General features: G+C 40.7%; 22 protein-coding genes. 15 read left to right on the top strand and 7 right to left on the bottom strand.

What is annotated here, in order from left to right:
- Nucleotides 1-79 precede the first annotated feature (79 nt).
- The 14 genes from eutH to AZE41_RS20425 all read left to right on the top strand — a co-directional run bounded on the left by eutH (nt 80) and on the right by AZE41_RS20425 (nt 12,750).
- Complete coding sequence (gene eutH / locus AZE41_RS20490; RefSeq protein WP_067213537.1) at nt 80-1,330, top strand: ethanolamine utilization protein EutH; 1,251 nt, start codon at nt 80-82, stop codon at nt 1,328-1,330.
- 147 nt (nt 1,331-1,477) lie between these two features.
- The gene (gene eutS / locus AZE41_RS20485) at nt 1,478-1,819 is read left to right on the top strand and encodes an ethanolamine utilization microcompartment protein EutS (RefSeq protein WP_067213536.1); all 342 of its coding nucleotides are present in this window, start codon (nt 1,478-1,480) and stop codon (nt 1,817-1,819) included.
- A gap of 16 nt (nt 1,820-1,835) precedes the next feature.
- The gene (locus AZE41_RS20480) at nt 1,836-2,357 is read left to right on the top strand and encodes a EutP/PduV family microcompartment system protein (protein WP_067213535.1); all 522 of its coding nucleotides are present in this window, start codon (nt 1,836-1,838) and stop codon (nt 2,355-2,357) included.
- 146 nt (nt 2,358-2,503) lie between these two features.
- A complete protein-coding gene (locus AZE41_RS20475) occupies nt 2,504-3,952 on the top strand; it encodes an ethanolamine ammonia-lyase reactivating factor EutA (protein ID WP_067213534.1) in 1,449 nt (482 codons plus the stop codon).
- A gap of 16 nt (nt 3,953-3,968) precedes the next feature.
- On the top strand, nt 3,969-5,333 hold the full coding sequence (locus AZE41_RS20470) for an ethanolamine ammonia-lyase subunit EutB (protein ID WP_067213533.1): 1,365 nt from the start codon (nt 3,969-3,971) through the stop codon (nt 5,331-5,333).
- A gap of 12 nt (nt 5,334-5,345) precedes the next feature.
- The gene (gene eutC / locus AZE41_RS20465) at nt 5,346-6,326 is read left to right on the top strand and encodes an ethanolamine ammonia-lyase subunit EutC (protein ID WP_067213532.1); all 981 of its coding nucleotides are present in this window, start codon (nt 5,346-5,348) and stop codon (nt 6,324-6,326) included.
- Between the two features lie 16 nt (nt 6,327-6,342).
- Nucleotides 6,343-6,990, top strand: coding sequence for an ethanolamine utilization microcompartment protein EutL (gene eutL, locus AZE41_RS20460; protein ID WP_067213531.1), 648 nt, complete (start codon nt 6,343-6,345; stop codon nt 6,988-6,990).
- Between the two features lie 22 nt (nt 6,991-7,012).
- A complete protein-coding gene (locus AZE41_RS20455) occupies nt 7,013-8,515 on the top strand; it encodes an acetaldehyde dehydrogenase (acetylating) (protein ID WP_418064835.1) in 1,503 nt (500 codons plus the stop codon).
- A gap of 127 nt (nt 8,516-8,642) precedes the next feature.
- The gene (locus AZE41_RS20450) at nt 8,643-8,930 is read left to right on the top strand and encodes a BMC domain-containing protein (RefSeq protein WP_067213529.1); all 288 of its coding nucleotides are present in this window, start codon (nt 8,643-8,645) and stop codon (nt 8,928-8,930) included.
- Between the two features lie 35 nt (nt 8,931-8,965).
- Complete coding sequence (gene pduL / locus AZE41_RS20445) at nt 8,966-9,838, top strand: phosphate propanoyltransferase (RefSeq protein WP_067213528.1); 873 nt, start codon at nt 8,966-8,968, stop codon at nt 9,836-9,838.
- A gap of 15 nt (nt 9,839-9,853) precedes the next feature.
- Nucleotides 9,854-10,156 carry a EutN/CcmL family microcompartment protein gene (locus tag AZE41_RS20440; RefSeq protein ID WP_067213527.1) on the top strand — a complete coding sequence of 101 codons (303 nt, stop codon included), beginning with the start codon at nt 9,854-9,856 and terminating at the stop codon, nt 10,154-10,156.
- Entirely contained in the window at nt 10,131-10,493 is a 363-nt protein-coding gene (locus AZE41_RS20435; RefSeq protein WP_067213526.1) for a BMC domain-containing protein, read from the top strand. The genes AZE41_RS20440 and AZE41_RS20435 overlap by 26 nt, the downstream gene beginning before the upstream one ends.
- A 23-nt stretch (nt 10,494-10,516) precedes the next feature.
- Complete coding sequence (mdh, locus tag AZE41_RS20430; RefSeq protein ID WP_067213523.1) at nt 10,517-11,458, top strand: malate dehydrogenase; 942 nt, start codon at nt 10,517-10,519, stop codon at nt 11,456-11,458.
- 308 nt (nt 11,459-11,766) lie between these two features.
- Nucleotides 11,767-12,750, top strand: a complete 984-nt coding sequence (locus tag AZE41_RS20425; RefSeq protein WP_231885735.1) for a nuclease-related domain-containing protein — start codon at nt 11,767-11,769, stop codon at nt 12,748-12,750.
- On the opposite strand, the gene AZE41_RS22935 is transcribed toward AZE41_RS20425, so the two are convergent.
- Complete coding sequence (locus AZE41_RS22935; RefSeq protein WP_156476118.1) at nt 12,747-12,926, bottom strand: hypothetical protein; 180 nt, start codon at nt 12,924-12,926, stop codon at nt 12,747-12,749. The two genes, AZE41_RS20425 and AZE41_RS22935, sit on opposite strands and share 4 nt — an antisense overlap.
- Entirely contained in the window at nt 12,908-13,711 is an 804-nt protein-coding gene (locus AZE41_RS20420) for an RDD family protein (RefSeq protein ID WP_067213522.1), read from the bottom strand. Before AZE41_RS20420 ends, AZE41_RS22935 begins: the two co-directional genes overlap by 19 nt.
- A gap of 246 nt (nt 13,712-13,957) precedes the next feature.
- Between AZE41_RS20420 and AZE41_RS20415 the strand changes: the two genes are divergently transcribed.
- The gene (locus tag AZE41_RS20415; protein WP_067213520.1) at nt 13,958-14,923 is read left to right on the top strand and encodes a stage II sporulation protein M; all 966 of its coding nucleotides are present in this window, start codon (nt 13,958-13,960) and stop codon (nt 14,921-14,923) included.
- Here the strand turns inward: AZE41_RS20415 and AZE41_RS20410 are convergent.
- From AZE41_RS20410 to AZE41_RS20390, 5 genes are read right to left on the bottom strand one after another with little or no spacing between them, the layout of a single operon-like run.
- Nucleotides 14,916-16,277 carry a DUF58 domain-containing protein gene (locus tag AZE41_RS20410; RefSeq protein ID WP_067213517.1) on the bottom strand — a complete coding sequence of 454 codons (1,362 nt, stop codon included), beginning with the start codon at nt 16,275-16,277 and terminating at the stop codon, nt 14,916-14,918. The genes AZE41_RS20415 and AZE41_RS20410 overlap by 8 nt on opposite strands.
- Nucleotides 16,228-17,157, bottom strand: coding sequence for an AAA family ATPase (locus AZE41_RS20405; RefSeq protein WP_067213516.1), 930 nt, complete (start codon nt 17,155-17,157; stop codon nt 16,228-16,230). Before AZE41_RS20405 ends, AZE41_RS20410 begins: the two co-directional genes overlap by 50 nt.
- Nucleotides 17,154-18,287 (bottom strand): DUF4350 domain-containing protein, encoded by a 1,134-nt coding sequence (locus tag AZE41_RS20400; RefSeq protein WP_067213514.1) that lies wholly within the window; start codon nt 18,285-18,287, stop codon nt 17,154-17,156. Before AZE41_RS20400 ends, AZE41_RS20405 begins: the two co-directional genes overlap by 4 nt.
- A gap of 36 nt (nt 18,288-18,323) precedes the next feature.
- A complete protein-coding gene (locus AZE41_RS20395) occupies nt 18,324-18,953 on the bottom strand; it encodes a DUF4129 domain-containing protein (protein ID WP_067213513.1) in 630 nt (209 codons plus the stop codon).
- Between the two features lie 24 nt (nt 18,954-18,977).
- Nucleotides 18,978-19,883 (bottom strand): hypothetical protein, encoded by a 906-nt coding sequence (locus tag AZE41_RS20390; protein WP_067213511.1) that lies wholly within the window; start codon nt 19,881-19,883, stop codon nt 18,978-18,980.
- Nucleotides 19,884-19,926 lie beyond the last annotated feature (43 nt).

The raw sequence follows: 19,926 nt of genomic DNA, 5'->3' as shown, positions 1-19,926 counted from the left end.
GTGATTGCTAATTGACTACTAAATAAAGAACAAAATGATAACGTTTTTATTAAATTACTACATAATAGGGGGAATACTAATGGCGATGATAGGCACAGTAATTGTATATATTATTATGTTTTGTGCAGTTTTGGGGGCGTTTGCGGCAATTAAAAACCCGGAAGATGGGCTTGGTAAGGAATTTATGTCTGGTCTTCATGCGGTTGGTCATATCTTTGTACCGGCAGCAGGTATCATGGCATCCATACCTTATTTAACATGGTTTATCAGTAAGTTTATCGGACCTATTTTTGATGCTATTGGGGCGGATCCGGCAATTGCCGCGACGACAATCTTAGCATCGGATATGGGCGGGTATCAGTTAGCAAATGCATTGAAAACTTCCTATGAAGGCTGGGTAATGGCATTAATTGTAGGATACATGGCGGGGGCAACAATTGTATTCTCGATACCTATGGGACTTGCAATGCTTGATAAAAGAGATCATAAATACATGGCACTTGGCGTAATGTCTGGTGTTTTAACAATTCCGATCGGTGCATTTATTGCTTCTGTATTGGTCGTATTATTTAATACTGAAATTCGTGATGTCATAAGCACAACATCCGATTCTACGTATGAATTTGTCATCAGTTATGGACAAATACTAATTAACCTATTACCGTTACTCATATTCGTACTTTTAATCGCGGCAGGGTTGAAGTTCTTCCCGCGCGGCATGATTGCAGGGTTTATGATTTTTGGACGTGTAATGGATGCGGCTATCAAACTAGTGTTAGTCTTCTCGATCGTTGAAATATTCACGGGTTTATTCACAACTATTTTCGGCGCATGGGGCTTCGATCCAATTATGGCGGATGAAGCAGATCAATTCCGCGCACTTGAAACGGCTGGTTATATTGGTATTATGTTAGCAGGGGCATTCCCAATGGTTTACTTACTACGTAAATATGCAGCGAAACCATTGGAAGCAGGTGGACGTAGGATTGGACTATCTTCCACAGGGAGTGCTGGTATCTTAGCGACGATGGCTAATATTTTGGCGATGTTCTCGCTAGTTAGATACATGAGACCGAAAGATAAGGTCATTAACATCGCATTTGCAGTCTGTGCAGCATTCTTGCTAGGAGATCACTTGTCCTTTACGGCAAACTTCCAACCAAATATTATTTTGCCAGTAATTATTGGTAAATTAACAGCCGGTATCTGTGCAATTGGGATAGCGTACTGGTTATCTGTTCCAACAGCTCTGAAACTTGAAGAGAAAGACCGTGCAGATGGAACCATTCTTCCAGGCGAGTACTTAGAAGATGAAAAAGCCGAGAAGTAAGATTAAGCCTGATTGTACTAACCTTTTAACTATATAAGTTGAAATAAAGATTCCCTTCCAATTCGCTCCGGCGCTTAGGGGATGCTACGCTAAGTTTTACTTGTATAAATACTTTCGATGTATATCTAGCAGAAAGGGGCAAATAAAGTGAGTGAAGAGAAAAAAAGGTTTATCCAAGAATTTGTACCCGGTAAGCAAATCACATTAAGTCATTTAATCGCTAATCCGAATCCTGATATGTTTCAAAAACTTGGTATTCAACAAGCAGGTGCGTTAGGAATTATGACATGCACACCAAGTGAAACAGTAATAATCGCGGGTGATTTGGCAACAAAAGCAGCGAATGTATCGATTGGTTTCTTAGATCGATTTACGGGAAGTCTTGTTATTGTTGGTAGTGTTTCAGAAGTCGACATGGCTATGAGTGAAATTAATCGATTTTTATCTGAAAGATTAGGATATACGCCAGCACTCATTACAAAGTCGTAAGGACGTGTTTGAGAAGATGAAAAACAGGGCGATGCTTATTGGTTCAATTGGCGCTGGAAAATCTACGTTAACGAATGCGTTATTAGGAAAAACAGTCGAGGCATTTAAAACACAGACATTGACCTATTACGATTGGATTGTAGATACACCCGGTGAATATACAGAGAATCCAATGTTTTATAAAAGCATTATGGCTACTGCTTTAGAAGTAACCCATGTGTTTTACTTGCAGGATGCAACAAACGGGAAAATGATTTTTCCGCCTGGATTTAGTATGGGGATTACGAAATTGCCGATTGGAGTGATTACCAAAAGTGATCATCCCAATGCAGACATAGCGCGGTCAATTGACATGATAAAGTCTGTTGTTTCGAGTGGGCCCATTGTCATTACTTCATCAGTTGAAGGAATTGGCATTGAGTACTTGAAAGAATTAGTGAAGTTAAATGATATGAATTCAATGAAAAACTTCGTAATCGCCGCTATGGACGATAAGCTTTTATTCAACGACTACCTTTACACTTCACGTAATGTTTGATATATTAATACTATTAAAAGTTAATGAACACGGCAAAGGCGCCTTTACTACTCGGAGAGTTTTCTTCGGGTCTGTAGAGGCGCTTTTATTTTTTGTCTAGAGTCCAGGCGCCTTGCGCTTTTATATTACTTAAATGAGGTGTGAGTATGGGTGGTTCCAATCGCGAACCGGAGACGATGATTAGTGCGGGGATTGACATTGGCACGAGCACAACAAAGCTAATTATTAGCCGATTTTCATTGATGAATGTAGCAGGTACCACTCATGTTCCCAAAATTGAAATTGTAGATAAAGAAGTTCTATACAAGAGTCCTATTTTCAGAACACCTTTAACCAATCCTTCGACGATAAATGTTGTGGAGATTGAAAAAATTGTTCGTTCAGAATATGCAAAGGCCGGTATCGTTGCTTCGCAAATTGCAACCGGTGCAGTCATTATTACCGGTGAAACGGCGACAAAGCAAAATGCGAGCGAGATGCTTCACTATTTGTCAGGTGAAGTTGGTGATTTCTTAGTAGCTACAGCAGGACCGGATTTAGAAGGAATTATAGCTGCTAAAGGTTCCGGAGCATATGACTATTCTAGTCGTAGCGGAAAAGTAATTGCCAATATCGATATAGGCGGAGGAACGGCGAACATTGCTGTTTACAAAGATAAGGTACTTCTTGGCACATGTACATTGCATATTGGAGGGCGACTCATAGAATTTCATGAGGGGAAAGTAAATTCTATTTCTCCGCCTGTACAAAAGCTTTTAACAGAGCAAAATGTGTTATTACATGTGGGCGATAATCCAGAATCAAGGAATATAAAATTTGTAACCGATTTCATGGCGGAGTCGTTGGGAAGAATACTGAAAAATGATGTCCAAGAAAAGGATGAAGTGCTTTTGCTAGGACATCATCCCAACTGGCACGAAAAGATTGACACGCTTGTTTTTTCAGGTGGTATTTCTGAGTGCATGTATAATCATGAACCGGATAAGGGTCAGAAATCGAATTACGATGATATAGGTGTACAGTTGGCAAAAGCTCTTCAAAGGAATGAAGCATTGCAAAGCTATTCATGGTTGGAGCCTATTGAAACAGTACGGGCAACAGTTCTTGGAGCGGGCACGCAAACAACAGAAATTAGCGGAGCAACAATCCAGGTGGCATCGGATGAATTACCGCTTAAGAATATACCGGTTTACAATTATGCGTTTCGTGAGAATCTCCAAACTGGATTAGAAAACTTTGAAATAGCTGTTAAAAATGCAATCGATATATATGATGCGGCCAGAGAAGGACAGAACTTTGCATTATACATTTCCGAACTGCCTTATATGGGCTTTAGAGATATTCAAAAGTTAGCGGCCGCCATTATTCAGGTGATGGAACAACGACCTGATCCCGATCAACCGATTGTTCTAATTTTACAAACTGATCATGCAAAAGTGTTAGGTCAAACTTTGATTGCTATGCAAGTCAGGCAAAGCGTTATATGTATCGATCAAATTACTGTCGAACATGGTGATTATATGGACATCGGAAGAGCACTTGAATCCGGAGTTGTCCCTGTCGTCGTCAAAACATTAACATTTCACTCATCGTGAAGGAGGGTGTCTACTTTTGATATTAAAAACAACTTTAGGCGGCATAAGTTATAATTTCGCCGATCTGAAAGAAGTAATGGCAAAAGCAAATGAAGAAAAGTCGGGAGATCGGCTGGCGGGTGTTGCAGCGGAAACTGTACAAGAACGAATTGCTGCAAAAACGGTCCTCAGTGAAATCTTATTAAGTGATATTCGTAACAATCCTTTAATACCAATCGAAACGGACGAAGTTTCCAGAATTATTGAAGGCGATATAAATGAACGGATTTATGCAGAATTAAAAAATTGGAGTGTCGCTGAATTACGGGAATACATTTTAAGTAATAAAGTGGGCGACCGTGAACTGAAACGTATTAGCAGGGGCTTAACTTCCGAAATGATTGCTGCAGTTGCGAAGTTAATGTCTAATCTTGATTTAGTACATGCGGCCAATAAAGTTGAAATATTAACAACATGTAATATTACGATTGGTCAAAAAGGAACGATTTCATCTCGGTTACAGCCAAATCATCCGACAGACAACGTGGATGGAATGATTGCGTCTCTGAAAGATGGATTGTCATATGGAATTGGCGATGCAGTAATTGGGATTAACCCTGTTGACGACTCCGTTGAAAGTGTTAAACGGCTATTGCATGCGACAAAAGATTTCATGCAAGAATGGGAAATTCCTACTCAAAACTGTGTGTTAGCTCATGTAAATACGCAGATGAAAGCAATTGAACAAGGTGCTCCCGCAGATATGATTTTCCAAAGTATTGCAGGAACCGAAGTAGCAAATCGCTCATTTGGTATTACTGCAGAACTTATTGCAGAAGCAAAAGATCTCGCTATGAAACAGGGAACGGGTTCAGGCCCACAAGTTATGTATTTTGAAACGGGTCAAGGGTCAGAGCTGTCGGCAGAAGCGCATCATGGAATTGATCAATTAACGCTAGAATCTAGAAATTACGGATTCGCAAGACACTTCGATCCGTTCATCGTAAATACGGTGGTCGGTTTTATCGGACCTGAGTACTTGTATAACAACAAACAAGTCATACGTGCTGGTCTCGAAGATCACTTCATGGGTAAAATGCACGGCATTCCGATGGGTGTGGACATCTGTTACACAAATCATATAAAAGCAGACCAAAATGACATTGAAGATTTAGGTGTCTTATTATCTGCTGCAGGTGTCAACTTCATCATCGCTACTCCTATGGGAGACGATGTAATGCTGAATTACCAGTCGATGAGCTTCCACGATGTAGCAACGCTTTTACAAACGTTTGGTAAAACACCGGCGCCGGAATACTTAAAATGGCTTGAAAAAATGGGGATTTATGAAAATGGTCGCTTAAGTGCTCGAGCAGGCGACCCTACTATATTTACACGTTAGGAGATGACATCTGTGAATGAACAACTCATTGAAAAGATTACGAAGATGGTCGTTGAAAAACTCCAAACAAGTAACTTGAAAACAGATGATCGTGATAATGACAACAAACAGATGCCTGTTATGTTGTTTCAAGAGACTTTAGTAGGAAATCATTTTACAGAGGAAACAGTGCGTGCAACTCCTGATGGAAATGTGAAATTCTTCGATACGGCGCTAGAGGATAAAAAGCCGAAAAGCGTAAATCTGCAAGCAAGCAAAAGTAAGCCTGTAATAGAGGAATCAAATAAGGAAGCGTACTTAGCTGATCTTCGTAAGAAAACACCTGCACGGATTGTAGTGGGAAGAGCTGGTACTAGACCGAAAACAGCTACCTGGCTCCAATTCAGATTTGACCATGCAGCAGCTGTAGACGCTGTTTACGGTGAAGTTCCGCAAGAAATATTGGAACGATTGGGCTTCCTCCAATTTCATTCAAAAGTGTTGGACAAAGAAGAGTATATCCGACGACCTGATTTAGGAAGAAGATTATCGGATGACTCTAAAAAAATGGTTGCGGAAAAATGCCAGCGCGCTCCAAGGGTACAAATTGTTGCTTCTAACGGACTAAGTGCCAAAGCACTTGAAGTGAATTTAGAAGATGTCTACTTATCATTGGAGCAGTCGTTAAACAATTTAAATATTGAGATGGGTACCACTATTTATGTTGATAAAGGCAGAGTTGCTTTAATGGATGAAATAGGTGAAATCCTGCAGCCTGATGTCGTCATCATTTTAATTGGGGAGCGTCCAGGACTTGTCTCGGCAGAATCATTAAGCGCCTATATTTGTTACAAACCCCGCATTGGAACGATTGAAGCGGAACGCATGGTCGTTTCAAATATTCACAAAGGTGGAATTCCACCGGTGGAAGCAGGAGCGTATCTTGGAACTGTTATCCAAAAGATATTGAAGTATGAAGCAAGTGGCGTTTCACTTGTTAAGAAGGAAGGATAGGAGGTGTGTAGATGTCATGAAGAAAGTTCATGCAGAAGTGTTGTCTATGCAAGTTATTCCTAATGTAGATGCTGGGCTAGCTACGAAGTTTAATTTAAAGCCTTACCAACGGAGTTTGGGGTTATTTACAACAACGATTGATGACGTGGGTTATACGGCTGCCGATCAGGCAACGAAAGATTCGGACGTCGAAGTGGTCTATGCAAAAAGTTTTTACGCAGGATCGGCACATGCATCGGGTCCTCTTTCAGGAGAATTTATCGGCATCATAGCAGGTTCATCTCCGGATGAAGTGAAAAGCGGCCTTGATTCGATTCGTACCACAATCGAAAATACGGCTTACTTTGAAGCCATCAATGATGATGAAAATCATGCGTTATATGCGCATACAATTTCAAGCTGTGGAAGTTATTTGGCAGAGGTTGCTGGGATTTCACCCGGCCAATCGCTTGCTTACTTAATCGCTCCGCCAATCGAAGCAATTGTAGGACTGGATGCGGCGTTAAAGGCGGCAGACGTTAGTGTGTGTGAATTTTTCGCTCCGCCTTCTGAAACGAACTTTGGTGGAGGGTTACTAACAGGCAGTCAATCTTCTTGCCAAGCAGCGGCGGATGCGTTTAGAGAAGCCATTTTGAATATGGCGAAGAGGCCTTTAGAATATTAGGAAAGGAGAGAGTGCAGTGGTAATAGCAATAGATGCTGATTTATTAGCTCTCCAGGAAATGCGTACAGCAGTGCAAATCGCTAAGGAAGCACAATTAGCTTATATGAGTTTTACACAAGAGCAAGTGGATCGTATCGTTAAGGCGGTTGCTGATGCGGCGTACGAACAGTCTGCGAGACTAGGTAAGATGGCAGTAGAAGAAACAGGAATGGGTGTAGCCGCTCATAAAACCATTAAAAATGAAGTTGGTTCAAGAGATGTTTACGAAAGTATTAAAGATTTAAAAACAGTCGGTGTAGTCGGTGAGGATAAAGTTAAAAAGGTTGTTGAGATAGCTGCTCCTTTTGGAGTGGTGGCAGCAATCATTCCAACAACAAATCCAACGTCAACCGCGTTTTTTAAAACATTAATTGCTTTGAAAACGAGAAACTCAATTGTCGTAAGCCCCCATCCCTATGCAATTCAATGTACGAACGAAGCGTTAAAGGTTTGTGACGAAGCGGCTGTGGCGGCGGGAGCACCAAAAGGGTTGATCCAGTGCTTAACGATGGCTTCGATGGGTGCAACACAACAATTGATGAAGCATCCCGATGTGAACTTAATTCTTGCAACGGGTGGCAGTGCATTGGTAAAAGCGGCATACAGTTCAGGGAAACCTGCATATGGAGTCGGTCCCGGAAATGTTCCCGTTTATATTGAACGTTCTGCCAAAATCGAGAAAGCTGTTAAAGATATCATCGACAGTAAATCTTTCGACTATGGAACAATCTGTGCAACAGAGCAAGCGATAGTGGTAGACCGCAACATTTTAGAGCTAGTTAACCGCGAATTAAAGAAAAACGGTGCGTATATTTTATCAGATGAAGAAAAGCTCATCATGGAAAAAGTAGTTTCACCTGTTCCGGGAAAAGTGAATCCTAAAATTGTTGGGAAAAGCCCACAAGTCATTGCGAAATTGGCAGGCATTACACTACCCGAAGGGACACGTGTCATCGTTGGGATGGAAACAAAAGTAGGAAAAGAAATTCCTTTCTCACTTGAAAAGTTATCCCCTGTTTTCGCAATGTATGTAGCATCTGATCTGAATCATGCAAAAGAACTTTGTTTATCATTATTAAACCTAGGCGGCCGTGGGCATTCGCTGTCCATTCATACAGAAACAGACGCTATCGCACGTGAATTTGCGATGGATATGCCTGTCTCACGTATTTTAGTAAACACGATGTCATCCGTTGGAGCGGTTGGGGGCACAACAGGTTTAATGCCTTCGATGACATTAGGTTGTGGGACATTCGGGGGGAATATTACATCCGACAATGTAACAGCTAAGCATTTGTTGAACATTAAACGAATGGCTTATGGCATTAAAGAAGTACAGCTTCCGAAAAATACAGCTGTTTCAAGTGAAGACGTAACAGAACAAGTAGTCTCACAAGTATTGAAATCTATGAGTTCAAGTGACAATGTCAATCCTGAAATGGTGAAAGACTTAGTCAACGAAATCGTGAAACAATTATCTAAATAAGAATACTTCAATACCTCTGCAAACTAGCGAAGGCGCCTTAAAAGAGGCATCCCCAAGCGCCGCAGCGGATTCAATGAAATGCTTCATTTCAACACACCAAACTAAAAATTACTAGGAGGAAACAGACATGAATAGAGAAGGTACAGCATTAGGAATGGTAGAAACTAAAGGATTAATCGGTGCAATCGAAGCAGCAGACGCAATGGTGAAAGCAGCAAGCGTACATCTAGTTGGTAAAGTACACGTAGGTGGCGGAATTGTAACTGTTTTAGTACGTGGAGATGTAGGTGCAGTTAAAGCGGCGACAGATGCAGGAGCTGCAGCGGCACAACGTGTAGGCGAATTGCTATCTGTTCATGTAATTCCAAGACCGCATGATGAGCTTGAAATGCTATTACCTAAATCAGATAACTAATACTCGCATGTTTTTAACAGGAAGGCGGTAACGACATGGATCAGCAATTGATTGAAAAAATTGTGGGGGAAGTACTTGGCCAATTAACAAAAGCAGAAATTGAACCAAAACAAGCACCTGTACTTCCTCCAAATACAATACCAATCGCTGTTTCTGCTCGTCACGTCCATTTGTCGCAAGAACATGTTGAGATACTATTTGGTAAAGGGTATGAATTAACGAAGAAAGCTGATTTATCCCAACCAAATCAATTTGCAGCGAATGAGACAGTAGTCATTGCAGGTCCAAGAGGGAGCATTGAACGTGTTCGTGTACTTGGCCCTGCGCGCTCGTTGACGCAAGCAGAAGTCAGCTGGACAGATGCTATGAAGCTTGGCGTTAAGCCGCCACTTCGTGAATCAGGTAATATTGCAGGTTCAGGAGCATTTACGTTAATCGGGACAAAAGCAAGTCTATATCTCGATGAAGGGTTAATCATTGCCCAAGCTCATATTCATATGCAGCCCGAGGACGCAATGCAATTGGGCGTACAAAATGGCGAGTATGTAACGGTAGAAGTAGCTGGAATACGACCGATTGCTTATCGTAACGTGAAGATTAGAGTTTCTGAGCGGTATCGTTTAGAAATGCATATCGATACAGATGAGGCAAATGCGGGTTTAATCACGCAGGGAACGGTTGGGCATGTTATTCGCTCTGGCGAAGTTCGTTCAAGCGTACTTGTCGACAATAAAACGTCAGAGATTATTGTTAAAAAACAGCATGATTTTAAAAAGAAATTGCTGTCAAATGATGATGTCAGAGAAATTACGGCAACTGAGATTATCGTTGAAAAAGGAACAATCGTCACAGCACTTGCGCGTGATACAGCAAGAGATTTAGGTAAATCTATTTCTGTTAGAAAATAGAAAAAGGTGATAGTCATGCGTTTAGGAAAAGTGATTGGAAACGTTTGGGCAACACGCAAAGAAGAAGGATTACAAGGTGTGAAATTACTGATCATCCAACCTGAAGATGCGTATGGTAACCCGGTGAGAACACATTTTGTAGCCGCAGATCGACTTGGCGCCGGAATTGGTGATCAAGTCATTGTTACAAGTGGCGGTTCATCGCGTTTTATAGATAAAGATAACCCCATTCCAATTGATGCGGTTGTGATTGGAATAATCGATTCAACAGAAGTGAAGAGAGGTGAAATCGATGAGTCAAGCAATCGGAATGATTGAAACAAAAGGATTAGTCGGTTCCATGGAAGCGGCAGATGCAATGATTAAAGCGGCTAACGTTAGATTGATAAAACAAGAATTTATTGACGGCGGAATCGTGACGGTTATTGTTCAAGGTGATGTTGGCGCTGTGCAAGCAGCTGTCGACGCCGGCCGTGAAGCTGCGAAGCGTGTAGGTGAACTTTTAGGAGCTCACGTTATTCCGCGTCCAGACGAATCTGTTTATAAAATGGTTAAACCCCTTGACTATAATGAGTTTGAACAACAGAAAAAACAAGTGAAACTTACACCTGCACCTACTACTAAAGAGCAGGTAACAAAAAAGACTGATAGTTAATGGTTATGGAAGGGTGAGCATATTTGGCTTTTCGGAGAAATAAAATCGCCGTAATTGGTGCGGGTTATACCGGTGCCACAGTAGCTTTAATGCTAGCGCAAAAAGAGTTGGGTGATATTGTATTGCTCGATATCCCTGAACAAGAAAACCCTGTAAAAGGGAAAGCGCTTGATATACTACAAACAGGTCCTATTCAAGGTTTCAATGCAAAAGTAATGGGGACTTCCAATTACGAGCATATTCAAGACGCGGATATGGTCATCATTACTGCAGGTATTGCAAGAAAACCTGGTATGAGTAGAGATGATCTTGTCAATACGAATGCAAAAATTATGCGTGCTGTATCGGAGCAAGTGAAAAAATATGCACCCGAAAGCACTATTTTAATTTTAAGTAATCCTGTAGATGCAATGACATATGTCTGCTATAAAACGACAGGATTTCCTAAAAATAGAGTCATTGGTCAATCCGGTGTGCTTGATACAGCCCGTTTTAATACATTTGTCGCTGAAGAGTTGAATATTTCAGTGGAGGATATTTCTGGGTTTGTTTTAGGGGGGCATGGGGATGATATGGTTCCTCTTGTTAGGTATTCCTACGCAGGTGGGATACCCCTTGAGAAAATCATTCCTCAAGACCGCATGGATCAAATCGTAGAGCGAACGAGAAAAGGCGGCGGCGAAATCGTTTCCCTACTTGGAAACGGAAGTGCATACTATGCGCCAGCTGCTTCACTTGTCGAAATGGCCGAATCGATTATTCGTGATAAGAAAAGGATTTTACCGTCAATTGCTTATCTAGAAGGAGAGTACGGCTATACTGATTTATATTTAGGTGTCCCGGCTGTGATTGGCGGGAACGGTATAGAGAGCATTATTGAGCTTCCGTTAACGATTGAAGAGAAGGCCGCGCTAGACAAGTCGGTTGAATCAGTTCGTTCCGTACTTGAGATATGTGATAAATAAGCAAGGGCATTCCGGTTATTCGGGATGCTTTTTTTGTGTCTTGTAAATTACGATATCGAGATAGGCGGTGATAAATCCGTTCGAGTCGGTGATAACCAAGTTCATGCTGGTGATAAAATGCTTTAAGACGGTGATAAAACCAGCAATTCAACTAGGCGATGGGAAGGTACAACTAATGGAAAGGCGAGCATAGCATGCCACTTGCTGGTCAAAAAAGATAATAAATTGAATACTCTTTTTAATGATGGTTTCTGTGATCAGAATATGGTACGATTTCCTTAAGCAGACGTCAAAAACTAGCGAGGAGGTTGAGGAAATTCATCAGTAAACGAAGAAAGGAACCATTGCTACTTGAGGGGTTAAACGCGGCTATCGAGCGTATAGCGCCGGAACAAGGAACAATTCTTCCTCTATTGAAGGCTAGATACGCATCAGTAAAAGCTGGGTTCGGCGGAGAACAGCAACTAGACAGGATATTTGAAAGCTATTCTTTTCCGATGAAACACCAAGTCCTGTACGATTTATCTCTTACATCGAGTACTCATTTTCAAATGGATACATTATTCATCACACCGTCGTATGCAATAATTTTTGAAGTAAAGAACATTGCTGGAAAACTTAAAGTAATTAATAATCCACCACAATTAATCCGTACACTGGACAACGGGGAAGTGAAGGGTTTCAACAGCCCTATTACCCAAGTGCAGAGTAATTGTGAGCTACTGCGGGACTGGTTTCAAGCACGCGATGTCTATTTACCGATTTACGGTGCAATAGTTTTGGCTTATTCAACACAACGTATTGAACTATTTGACACGGAAATTCCATTCCTATTCCCAAAGGCAGTTCCCACTTACATTCGCAGTCTTTCCGCAGATACCCCACTGTTGGACGATGCAAGCTTCAAAAGGCTAGGGCATGAACTTGTTGCCAGCCATCGCGAATTTATTCCACCCCCAATCAGCTTCACCTACCCTGATATTCAGAAAAAAATTATAACAGGCGTTGCATGCCCATCATGCGGTCTTTTTGGAATGAAAAAATATATGAAAGGTTGGTATTGTACAGCATGTGATGGGACAAGTCCAGATGCCCATAAAAAAGCAATCCGTGATTGGTTTCTTTTATTCGGAGGGGCAATGAAAAACAAAGACTGCCGTGAATTTTTACACATTGATCGCCAACAAACAGCAAATCGGATTTTAAACAGCATGGATTTACAAACGGAAGGGGCAAATCGAAATCGAAGTTACTCGATGAATCTCAGATTGAAATATGAAAAGCGCACCTAATTCAAGTGCGCTTTTTCATTTTGAGTTATTTTGGCCATGACGGTGATAAACTGGTTCGAGTCGGTGATAAAGTGTCCCATGGCGGTGATAATCTCTTTGGAGGCGGTGATAAACCCACCCACGTCGGTGATAACCCTAACATCAACCGCGAAGCTGGTCACAATTCGTACGCCCATTCCTCTTTCAAGATCAAATATAAGACAAGCAAAGTGTTTTCAAGATCAAGGTGGCTTTTTCCTGCTATTTCTAATCCTAATTTAGGGAATAATAATCCGGCCATTTGTAGGGTAAGTTCAGATCTTTCGTTTGTTGGCAACTGCATAAGACGATTACTATAGGTGTTAATGAGGTTCCAATCTTTCTGGCTGAGTGATTGTAAAGCCCACTCATCAATGGTGAAATCGTCTTTCGTTAGGCCTTTTTCTATGATTTCTTTTTCAATCGGTGAAAGCTTCTTCTTTCGTTTCGCTTTTCTCTCATGGACGACGATTGTCCCTGCCACAAGGTCCCCAATTCTTTTATGTGTTGGATGGAAGTAAATCATTATGATGCCCAGAAAGTAACCTGCCGGTAAATTATCAACAATCCGAAGAAAGTTACGAATAAAACTAGATAAGAGTGTCAGACTATGGCCATTTTCCTGAATGGCTCGAATCCCGACGATTCGCTTTCCAATTGTTCTCCCGCCTGAAAAGTATTCGAGAGCGATAAAATACCCTGAGTTAATAATAAAGAGGCCAACGATTGTAAGTCCTAATAGAAGGGAGTCTGTACCTGCATAAGCCAATAGGTCCATCTCGCCAGTAAAAAGGATAATAAGAGAAATAATGATTAACGCATTCACGACGAGTAGAATAAGTTGGTCGATTATAAACCCTGTGGCTCTACTACCAAGACCCGCAAGCTGAAATTGAAGAGATACGAATTCCGGCGTTTTAATTCCTACTTGCTCTTGTTTCACAATGATTTCCTCATTTCTGGTGGAGTTTTCATTTTATTACAAGTTGTTCAAGTTCATCTGCTATACTTGTATTTATATACATTTGTTACTAACTATATATGTTGATATAAAGAATCCCCTCAACAACGCTAGGCTACCCCTATGAGGCGCATACGCTGGAGATTATATAGAATCATTAGTTCAACATAACTAGACAGAGGTATTTTGGAAACTCTTTCAATCAATAAAAAACAAGAAGGTGACTAGATGAATATAAAGCAATTTGTAAAGTTGCATCGTGATGATTGGAATCAGCTTGAAGATCTAGTATCAATCATGCATAAAAGGAAATCCGGTATGACGGGTGCCACGATTGATAAATTTTATCGGTTCTATCAAAAGGCAACCCAGAATCTATCCTATTCACAAACGTATTTTCCCGAGGACGAAGTAACACTTTACTTAAATGGACTTGTTTCGAAATCGCATAATCTCTTATATAAAGACCAAATATCGAGTATGAAACAAATTGGGCATTTTTTGAGCACAACATTTATTCGCCTATTTTTAGAACAATGGAAGTTTATCGTTGCTGCAATGCTGTTGTTTACATTAGGTGGGGTAGGAAGCTTTTTCGCGGTTGTCAATGATCCGCAAACGATGCATGGGATCTTACCAGCAGAAATAGCTCAAGGTGTGAATCCTGAACAACTAGGTAGTGCAGATGGTCAGGTTAATTCTTCGGTGATGTCCGCCAGTATCATGACAAATAATATTAATGTGGCGATCTTGGCATTTGCCGGCGGGGTCACATTTGGTTTATTAACAGTCTATGTACTCATTTATAATGGTATTGTAGTGGGGGCCCTCGCTGGCTTGTTCTTTCATTATGGGAAATCATATGAGTTTTGGGCATACATCGTTCCCCATGGAATGATTGAGCTTACAGCTATTTTTATCGCAGGTGGTGCCGGTCTGTTAATGGGCTATAAGCTCTTTGTTCCAGGACAATTTTCCAGAGGCTATCAGTTAAAGAAACAGGCACAACGTTCTGTCCAACTTTTGATAGGGACAATTCCTTTATTTGTAATTGCTGGATTGATCGAAGGTTTCATCACCCCAGCAGCGATTCCCTTGGCAGCGAAGTATAGTGTTGCATGCATAACCGTGTTTGGCTTAGTTCTGTATATAGTGATTGGCAGGGTATTACTAGCAAAAAGACAGCTTATATAAGATTACGATTCATAATATCGATATAATGGGAAACTGCAGCTACTGCAAGTTTGTCCTCGCGGGCCTCAATCATTTGTAGGCCTTGCTTTTCCCATTTTAATTTTTCTTTTTTCTTGATCAAAACTTGCTGCTGGGCAATGCTTTTTTCCATCGCGCTTCGAACGTCTACGGGTACCTCATTGGCTTTCTTCAATATCGCCACATCTTCAATTCCGATCATCAAAAACATATGTCTTTGTCTTAGACGCTGTAAATATACTAGCGCGCTTTCCTCATGAAGAAATGTGCGTACATCACTAAATAAGAGTAGCAAGCTTCGTTTCTTTTGCATCGTTTCCAAATAAGTGAGCACAGCCGCATAATTTGACTCTGCTGTATCGACTTTAAGGTTGTAGACTGCCTGAAGGATTGTCTGTAAATGTGTCATGCCTTTTGCGGGTGGTATAAATACTTTCACTTCTTTTGAAAATGCTACTATAGAGACATAATCTCCTTTTTGTAAAGCCGCCGCGGTCACTGTTAATGCGGCTTCCAGCGCTTTCTCAAGGCGATTGCCTATCGCTAGTTCCGAGCCCATCATTCGCCCGCAATCAATTAAAATGGTTACATACTTTCCATGCTCAGGTTCATATTCATTAGTCATCACTTCTTGAAGCTTTGCAGTTTGCCGCCAGTTGATCATCCGTGGATCATCACCTACAGCATAGTTTCTAATCTGTGCGAAATCTCCTACACCGCGTTGTTGCTTACGAATTTTCGAGCCATCATATAATAAAAAACGCTGAGCGTTCCCTAAATAGTGTTTCGTCTCTGTTAAATCGGGGATCACTTTTACAGAATCGACTAATTCAATCGTCTGTTGCTTTGCCCACAACCCAAAACGACTTGTATAACGAAAGTAAAGCCGCTCAATGTCATACTTACCTCTAACGGGTGCATTTGTTTCGTATGTAACAATACTTGCGGATACCCTCGGAGCCTCCCCACGGAGCGGAAAAGGTCGCTCAAATGACTGGGGAATATCATCCACTAGGAAAAAGCGAAGATCAAATTCGGAAGTATTACTTACTTCAATCTCTACTGTATAGCTGAGATTACGCTCTAGTTCTTTAGTGATTGTACGCCGAAAGCTCAGTTGACTTTTCTTAGGTGAATAAATTAAATCCAGTAAACTTACTAAAATAACACCGACGTTCAAGGTAATGATCAAGGACCAAGTAATATCGAGTAGGCTTCCAAGTAAAATGACAAGCAACGAAAAGATTAGGAAAGCACTGAGTAATCGTTTCGTCGGTAAAATTCCTCTACCTTGGAACAGGAACCGAGCCCACAAGTTCTTCAATGATTTGGTCAACGGCCGCTCCCTCCATTTCTACATGTGGCGCTAATTGAATCCGATGCCTTAATGAAGGTTTCGCTACTATTTTAATATCATCTGGCGTCACATAGTCTCGACCCGCTAAGTAGGCCCATGCTTGGCATGCCTTACCAATCGAAATCGCTGCTCTTGTACTCGCACCAAAGCGGATTGAATCTGTTTCCCGGGTCTTTCTGACAATCTGCATAATGTAATCTAGCACGCCATCCTCAATCGTCACACGCTGAATTTCTTCTCTAATTGTCAAGAAAGACTCCATATCTAGTACGGGAGTAACCAGGCTTGTATCAAAAGTTTTTTCAATCACTTGTTTAAGTACATTTTTTTCTTCTGCAAATGAAGGGAAATCAATTTTTAACTTAAATAGGAAACGATCTTGCTGAGCTTCAGGCAAGGGATACGTTCCTTCGAATTCAATCGGGTTTTGTGTCGCCACAACAAAAAACACATCTGGTAATGGATACGTGTTTCCTTGAATGGTAACTTGTTGTTCTTCCATCGCTTCTAAAAGTGCTGCTTGCGTTTTTGCTGGCGTTCGGTTAATTTCATCTGCCAAAAGGATGTTGGTAAATACAGGTCCTTTAAGCGTTTCAAACGTGCCTTCTTTCATGTTGTAGATCATACTTCCGGTAATATCACTTGGAAGTAAGTCTGGTGTAAACTGGATTCGGCGAAAACTTCCGCCAAGAAGTTCTGCGAGCGATCTAACCATCTGTGTTTTTCCAGTACCCGGAACTCCTTCGAGTAGAACATGTCCTCCTGATAAAATTGCAGATAATAGGAGCTTGAGGTTAGTGCTTTGACCTAAAATACGTTCTTCATATTTTTCTAATAAGGTTAAAACTTGTGCTCTCATCCTTCTTCAACCTCTTTCCTGATCTTCTCTAGTCTTTTAGACCATAACAAGTATTCCTGCTTGCTCACTGTGCTCTTTTCTAACATATCTGCCAAACCACTTAATAGGGAGTGAATCTCTCCTTTTTCCAAATGTGGCCACTTTCGTTCGAATTGTGCGGTGAGATCCTTCCATTCCTGATGATAAGGAATTCTCCAATGTTCTTGTAGCAAAGTCATGACATAATTAGCTTGAATAACTAACGAATCATGATAACGATGCCCTCTAATATACCAGGCAGCTAAAGCTTTTATCCCTTCATCACTGAAGCGAACTGTTTCTTGTCTTGAAATGAAAATAGGTCCGAATCGCTTTCCATGGTGCCACAGCCAAAGAATTGTCAAAAGGGCACCTTGAATCATTAATAACAAAAACCAGCGTGGATAGATGTTCAAAATGGTTGTGGCATTTTTCACATCATGGATGTATTCATCAAATAAAATGACTTTGCTATCCACGTCTTTTAGAAGTGCTAAAATGAGTGCAAGATGATCATCCGTTACTATTTCTCCGTTCATAATCCATTTCGGAGAATTAGTTACAATCAATTGACCCTCACCAACTACTCGCTTTAACGCAATTGTGCCTGCATCATCAGATAGTAAGATTTCATCTTGAGCATTTTCTAGAAGCCTCACTTGGCTAGTCACGTCAGTTTTAGTACGATAACTAGCGCCTGCTGGGTCAAACAGATTTACTGCGTCAGTTTCCACGACTTCTGTTTCTAGTCCAAACATCCCTTTCGGATTTTCTTTGAATAACAGGATTGTATTTCCTGCTTCCATAAAGCGGTTGTAGCTGTCCAGTTCTGCACTGTTCGGTGTAAAGTATGGTTCGATCATAATGAGTAGTTGATTTGCTGGCTTGTTTGGCAATTGGCTTGGAGAATCGGACCATCTTTTGACAACATCCTGATGATTCAGTGCGTATGTATAAAATGCCTTCACACCTGTAGGAGAAGGAGAATCAGAAGCATACATTGGATACTCTTTTAGTTGTCCTTGGATTAAGATATACCGTGAAAACAGTAGCACAGTCAAAAGAATTACTAGCCATACCCATATTTTTTTATTCGCTATTGGGTTCTGCAATCTATCTTCCTTCCTCCTTTCTCCTGAACACTTTGCTTATTCATCCGCTTCACTTAGGTATTTCATTACTTCCTTCTGAAATTGAACGTAGTCCTCTTTTTGTACTTCTCGCTCTCCATATGTGGCTTCATCGAAAAAATAGGCGAGATGTTGAAATTGATCGGCTGATTGTTGATTTACTTTCTTTAATTCTTCATAATACTCCCAGTTAGTTTTCCAAATCCTTGCTTCTAACCATTCTTTTTCATGGAAATACAGGAGCAATGCTATAAATAGATGACGAGTAGCGGAAGAGAACTTTTCCAAGTCCTCCTGTTTCATTGCTTCAGTTACATGCATTTGATACGACCAATCAATTTCCTGCGTTGATTGCAGGGGAGGTGTCTCACGGAACTTCCTTTTTCGACTACGATTACGTATAACAAAAAATAGTACGGTTACCATTAATAGAATCGTAATGACAATAATAATCGTCAAAATCGGTCCAGCTAACATACTCGTTGTTTTTAATGCAGGAAACAAATGGTCTAATTGATCTGCAATCCAGTTTTTAGCTTTTTCCAACCAAATCGAAAATATAGTACTGGACTGATCACTATAATTCGTATACTCAGTTTCGTTTAAAATCTTTTCGAGTTCATCTCTTGCGTCATCTACATTATCCATAGATTATCACCTTTAATTGTTTCATTATTGAACCACGTTATAATCATCAATCATTTCTTTTAAATCGTCTGCATCATGCCTGACTTTTAAATCTAGGTACATGACTGCATAACCAACAGAGAAAATCATTGTCGTAAATATAGTCGCTAGGGATACAATCAGTGAAAGGAGTACACTATTTCCTAAAAATAGACCGAAAGCCAATTCAATTACGGTACTAATAACACCGATAATTAAAGAAAAGATAATATAGAGGCCGATTAAAAACCAACCGCGCTTACGAGTTAGCCTCCAACTTCTAGTGAAACCCGGAGAACCTTCACCGAGTACAGCAGATCCAAGATAAAAGCTCCAACGAGTTAACAGGTAGCCACTACCGATAGCAAGTGCTATGAATAGGATAATCCCTACAACTATTCCAACAGTTGAAGAAGTGGCAAGGGAGCTTATTAGTAAAAACACTAAAATAAACACTGGAATAAGGATCAAGCCAATTGTTATTAAAGAAAATAAGATGGTACTACCAATAATAGGACCGTATCGTGAAAAAGCTTGTTTAATGACTGAACCAATGGTGTATGTTTCATTTTTTCTTATCCGATTAACGACTAATAAAATGGCTGCTGTAGCGACTGGAAATAAGAAGAAACTAGTAATTCCTACAAGAGCAGTTCCGAGATCGGCTCCTAGACCCGTGGATTCCGCCCCCTCGAAGCTTGAAATTATCTTTTCATACCAAGCTCCAGTAGCACCCATTTCCCTGAAAAAGCCTACTCCAGAACTGAGACTAATCAATGCTTGAATCAAGTAAATTGGACCCATAAAAATAAGGGAAATAATGAAAAAATCCCGAAACCTGCTTTTGCTCAAACTAAATGTTAGATCAAGGATTTCTCCAAATCCTTTTGGTCTGTTAAGTCTTTCATTCATTTAATTCATCTCCTTAAAATTCTCATATTTACTATTCTAACAC

It is taken from the genome of Sporosarcina psychrophila, from assembly GCF_001590685.1.
Classification (GTDB): Bacteria; Bacillota; Bacilli; order Bacillales_A; family Planococcaceae; genus Sporosarcina; species Sporosarcina psychrophila.
The sequence above is the reverse complement of the archived record's forward strand: the minus strand, read 5'-3'. Positions and strand labels throughout refer to the sequence as shown.

Bases quoted from the DNA above. Each gene is read 5' to 3' on its own strand.
- AZE41_RS20390 (WP_067213511.1), bottom strand. From the start codon at position 19,883: ATGAATGAAAGACTTAACAGACCAAAAGGATTTGGAGAAATCCTTGAT.
- AZE41_RS20395 (WP_067213513.1), bottom strand. From the start codon at position 18,953: ATGGATAATGTAGATGACGCAAGAGATGAACTCGAAAAGATTTTAAAC.
- AZE41_RS20435 (WP_067213526.1), top strand. From the start codon at position 10,131: ATGAGTCAAGCAATCGGAATGATTGAAACAAAAGGATTAGTCGGTTCC.
- eutH (WP_067213537.1), top strand. From the start codon at position 80: ATGGCGATGATAGGCACAGTAATTGTATATATTATTATGTTTTGTGCA.
- AZE41_RS20475 (WP_067213534.1), top strand. From the start codon at position 2,504: ATGGGTGGTTCCAATCGCGAACCGGAGACGATGATTAGTGCGGGGATT.
- AZE41_RS20450 (WP_067213529.1), top strand. From the start codon at position 8,643: ATGAATAGAGAAGGTACAGCATTAGGAATGGTAGAAACTAAAGGATTA.
- AZE41_RS20480 (WP_067213535.1), top strand. From the start codon at position 1,836: ATGAAAAACAGGGCGATGCTTATTGGTTCAATTGGCGCTGGAAAATCT.
- AZE41_RS20405 (WP_067213516.1), bottom strand. From the start codon at position 17,157: ATGAGAGCACAAGTTTTAACCTTATTAGAAAAATATGAAGAACGTATT.
- pduL (WP_067213528.1), top strand. From the start codon at position 8,966: ATGGATCAGCAATTGATTGAAAAAATTGTGGGGGAAGTACTTGGCCAA.
- AZE41_RS20440 (WP_067213527.1), top strand. From the start codon at position 9,854: ATGCGTTTAGGAAAAGTGATTGGAAACGTTTGGGCAACACGCAAAGAA.
- eutL (WP_067213531.1), top strand. From the start codon at position 6,343: ATGAAGAAAGTTCATGCAGAAGTGTTGTCTATGCAAGTTATTCCTAAT.
- AZE41_RS22935 (WP_156476118.1), bottom strand. From the start codon at position 12,926: ATGGGCGTACGAATTGTGACCAGCTTCGCGGTTGATGTTAGGGTTATC.
- AZE41_RS20415 (WP_067213520.1), top strand. From the start codon at position 13,958: ATGAATATAAAGCAATTTGTAAAGTTGCATCGTGATGATTGGAATCAG.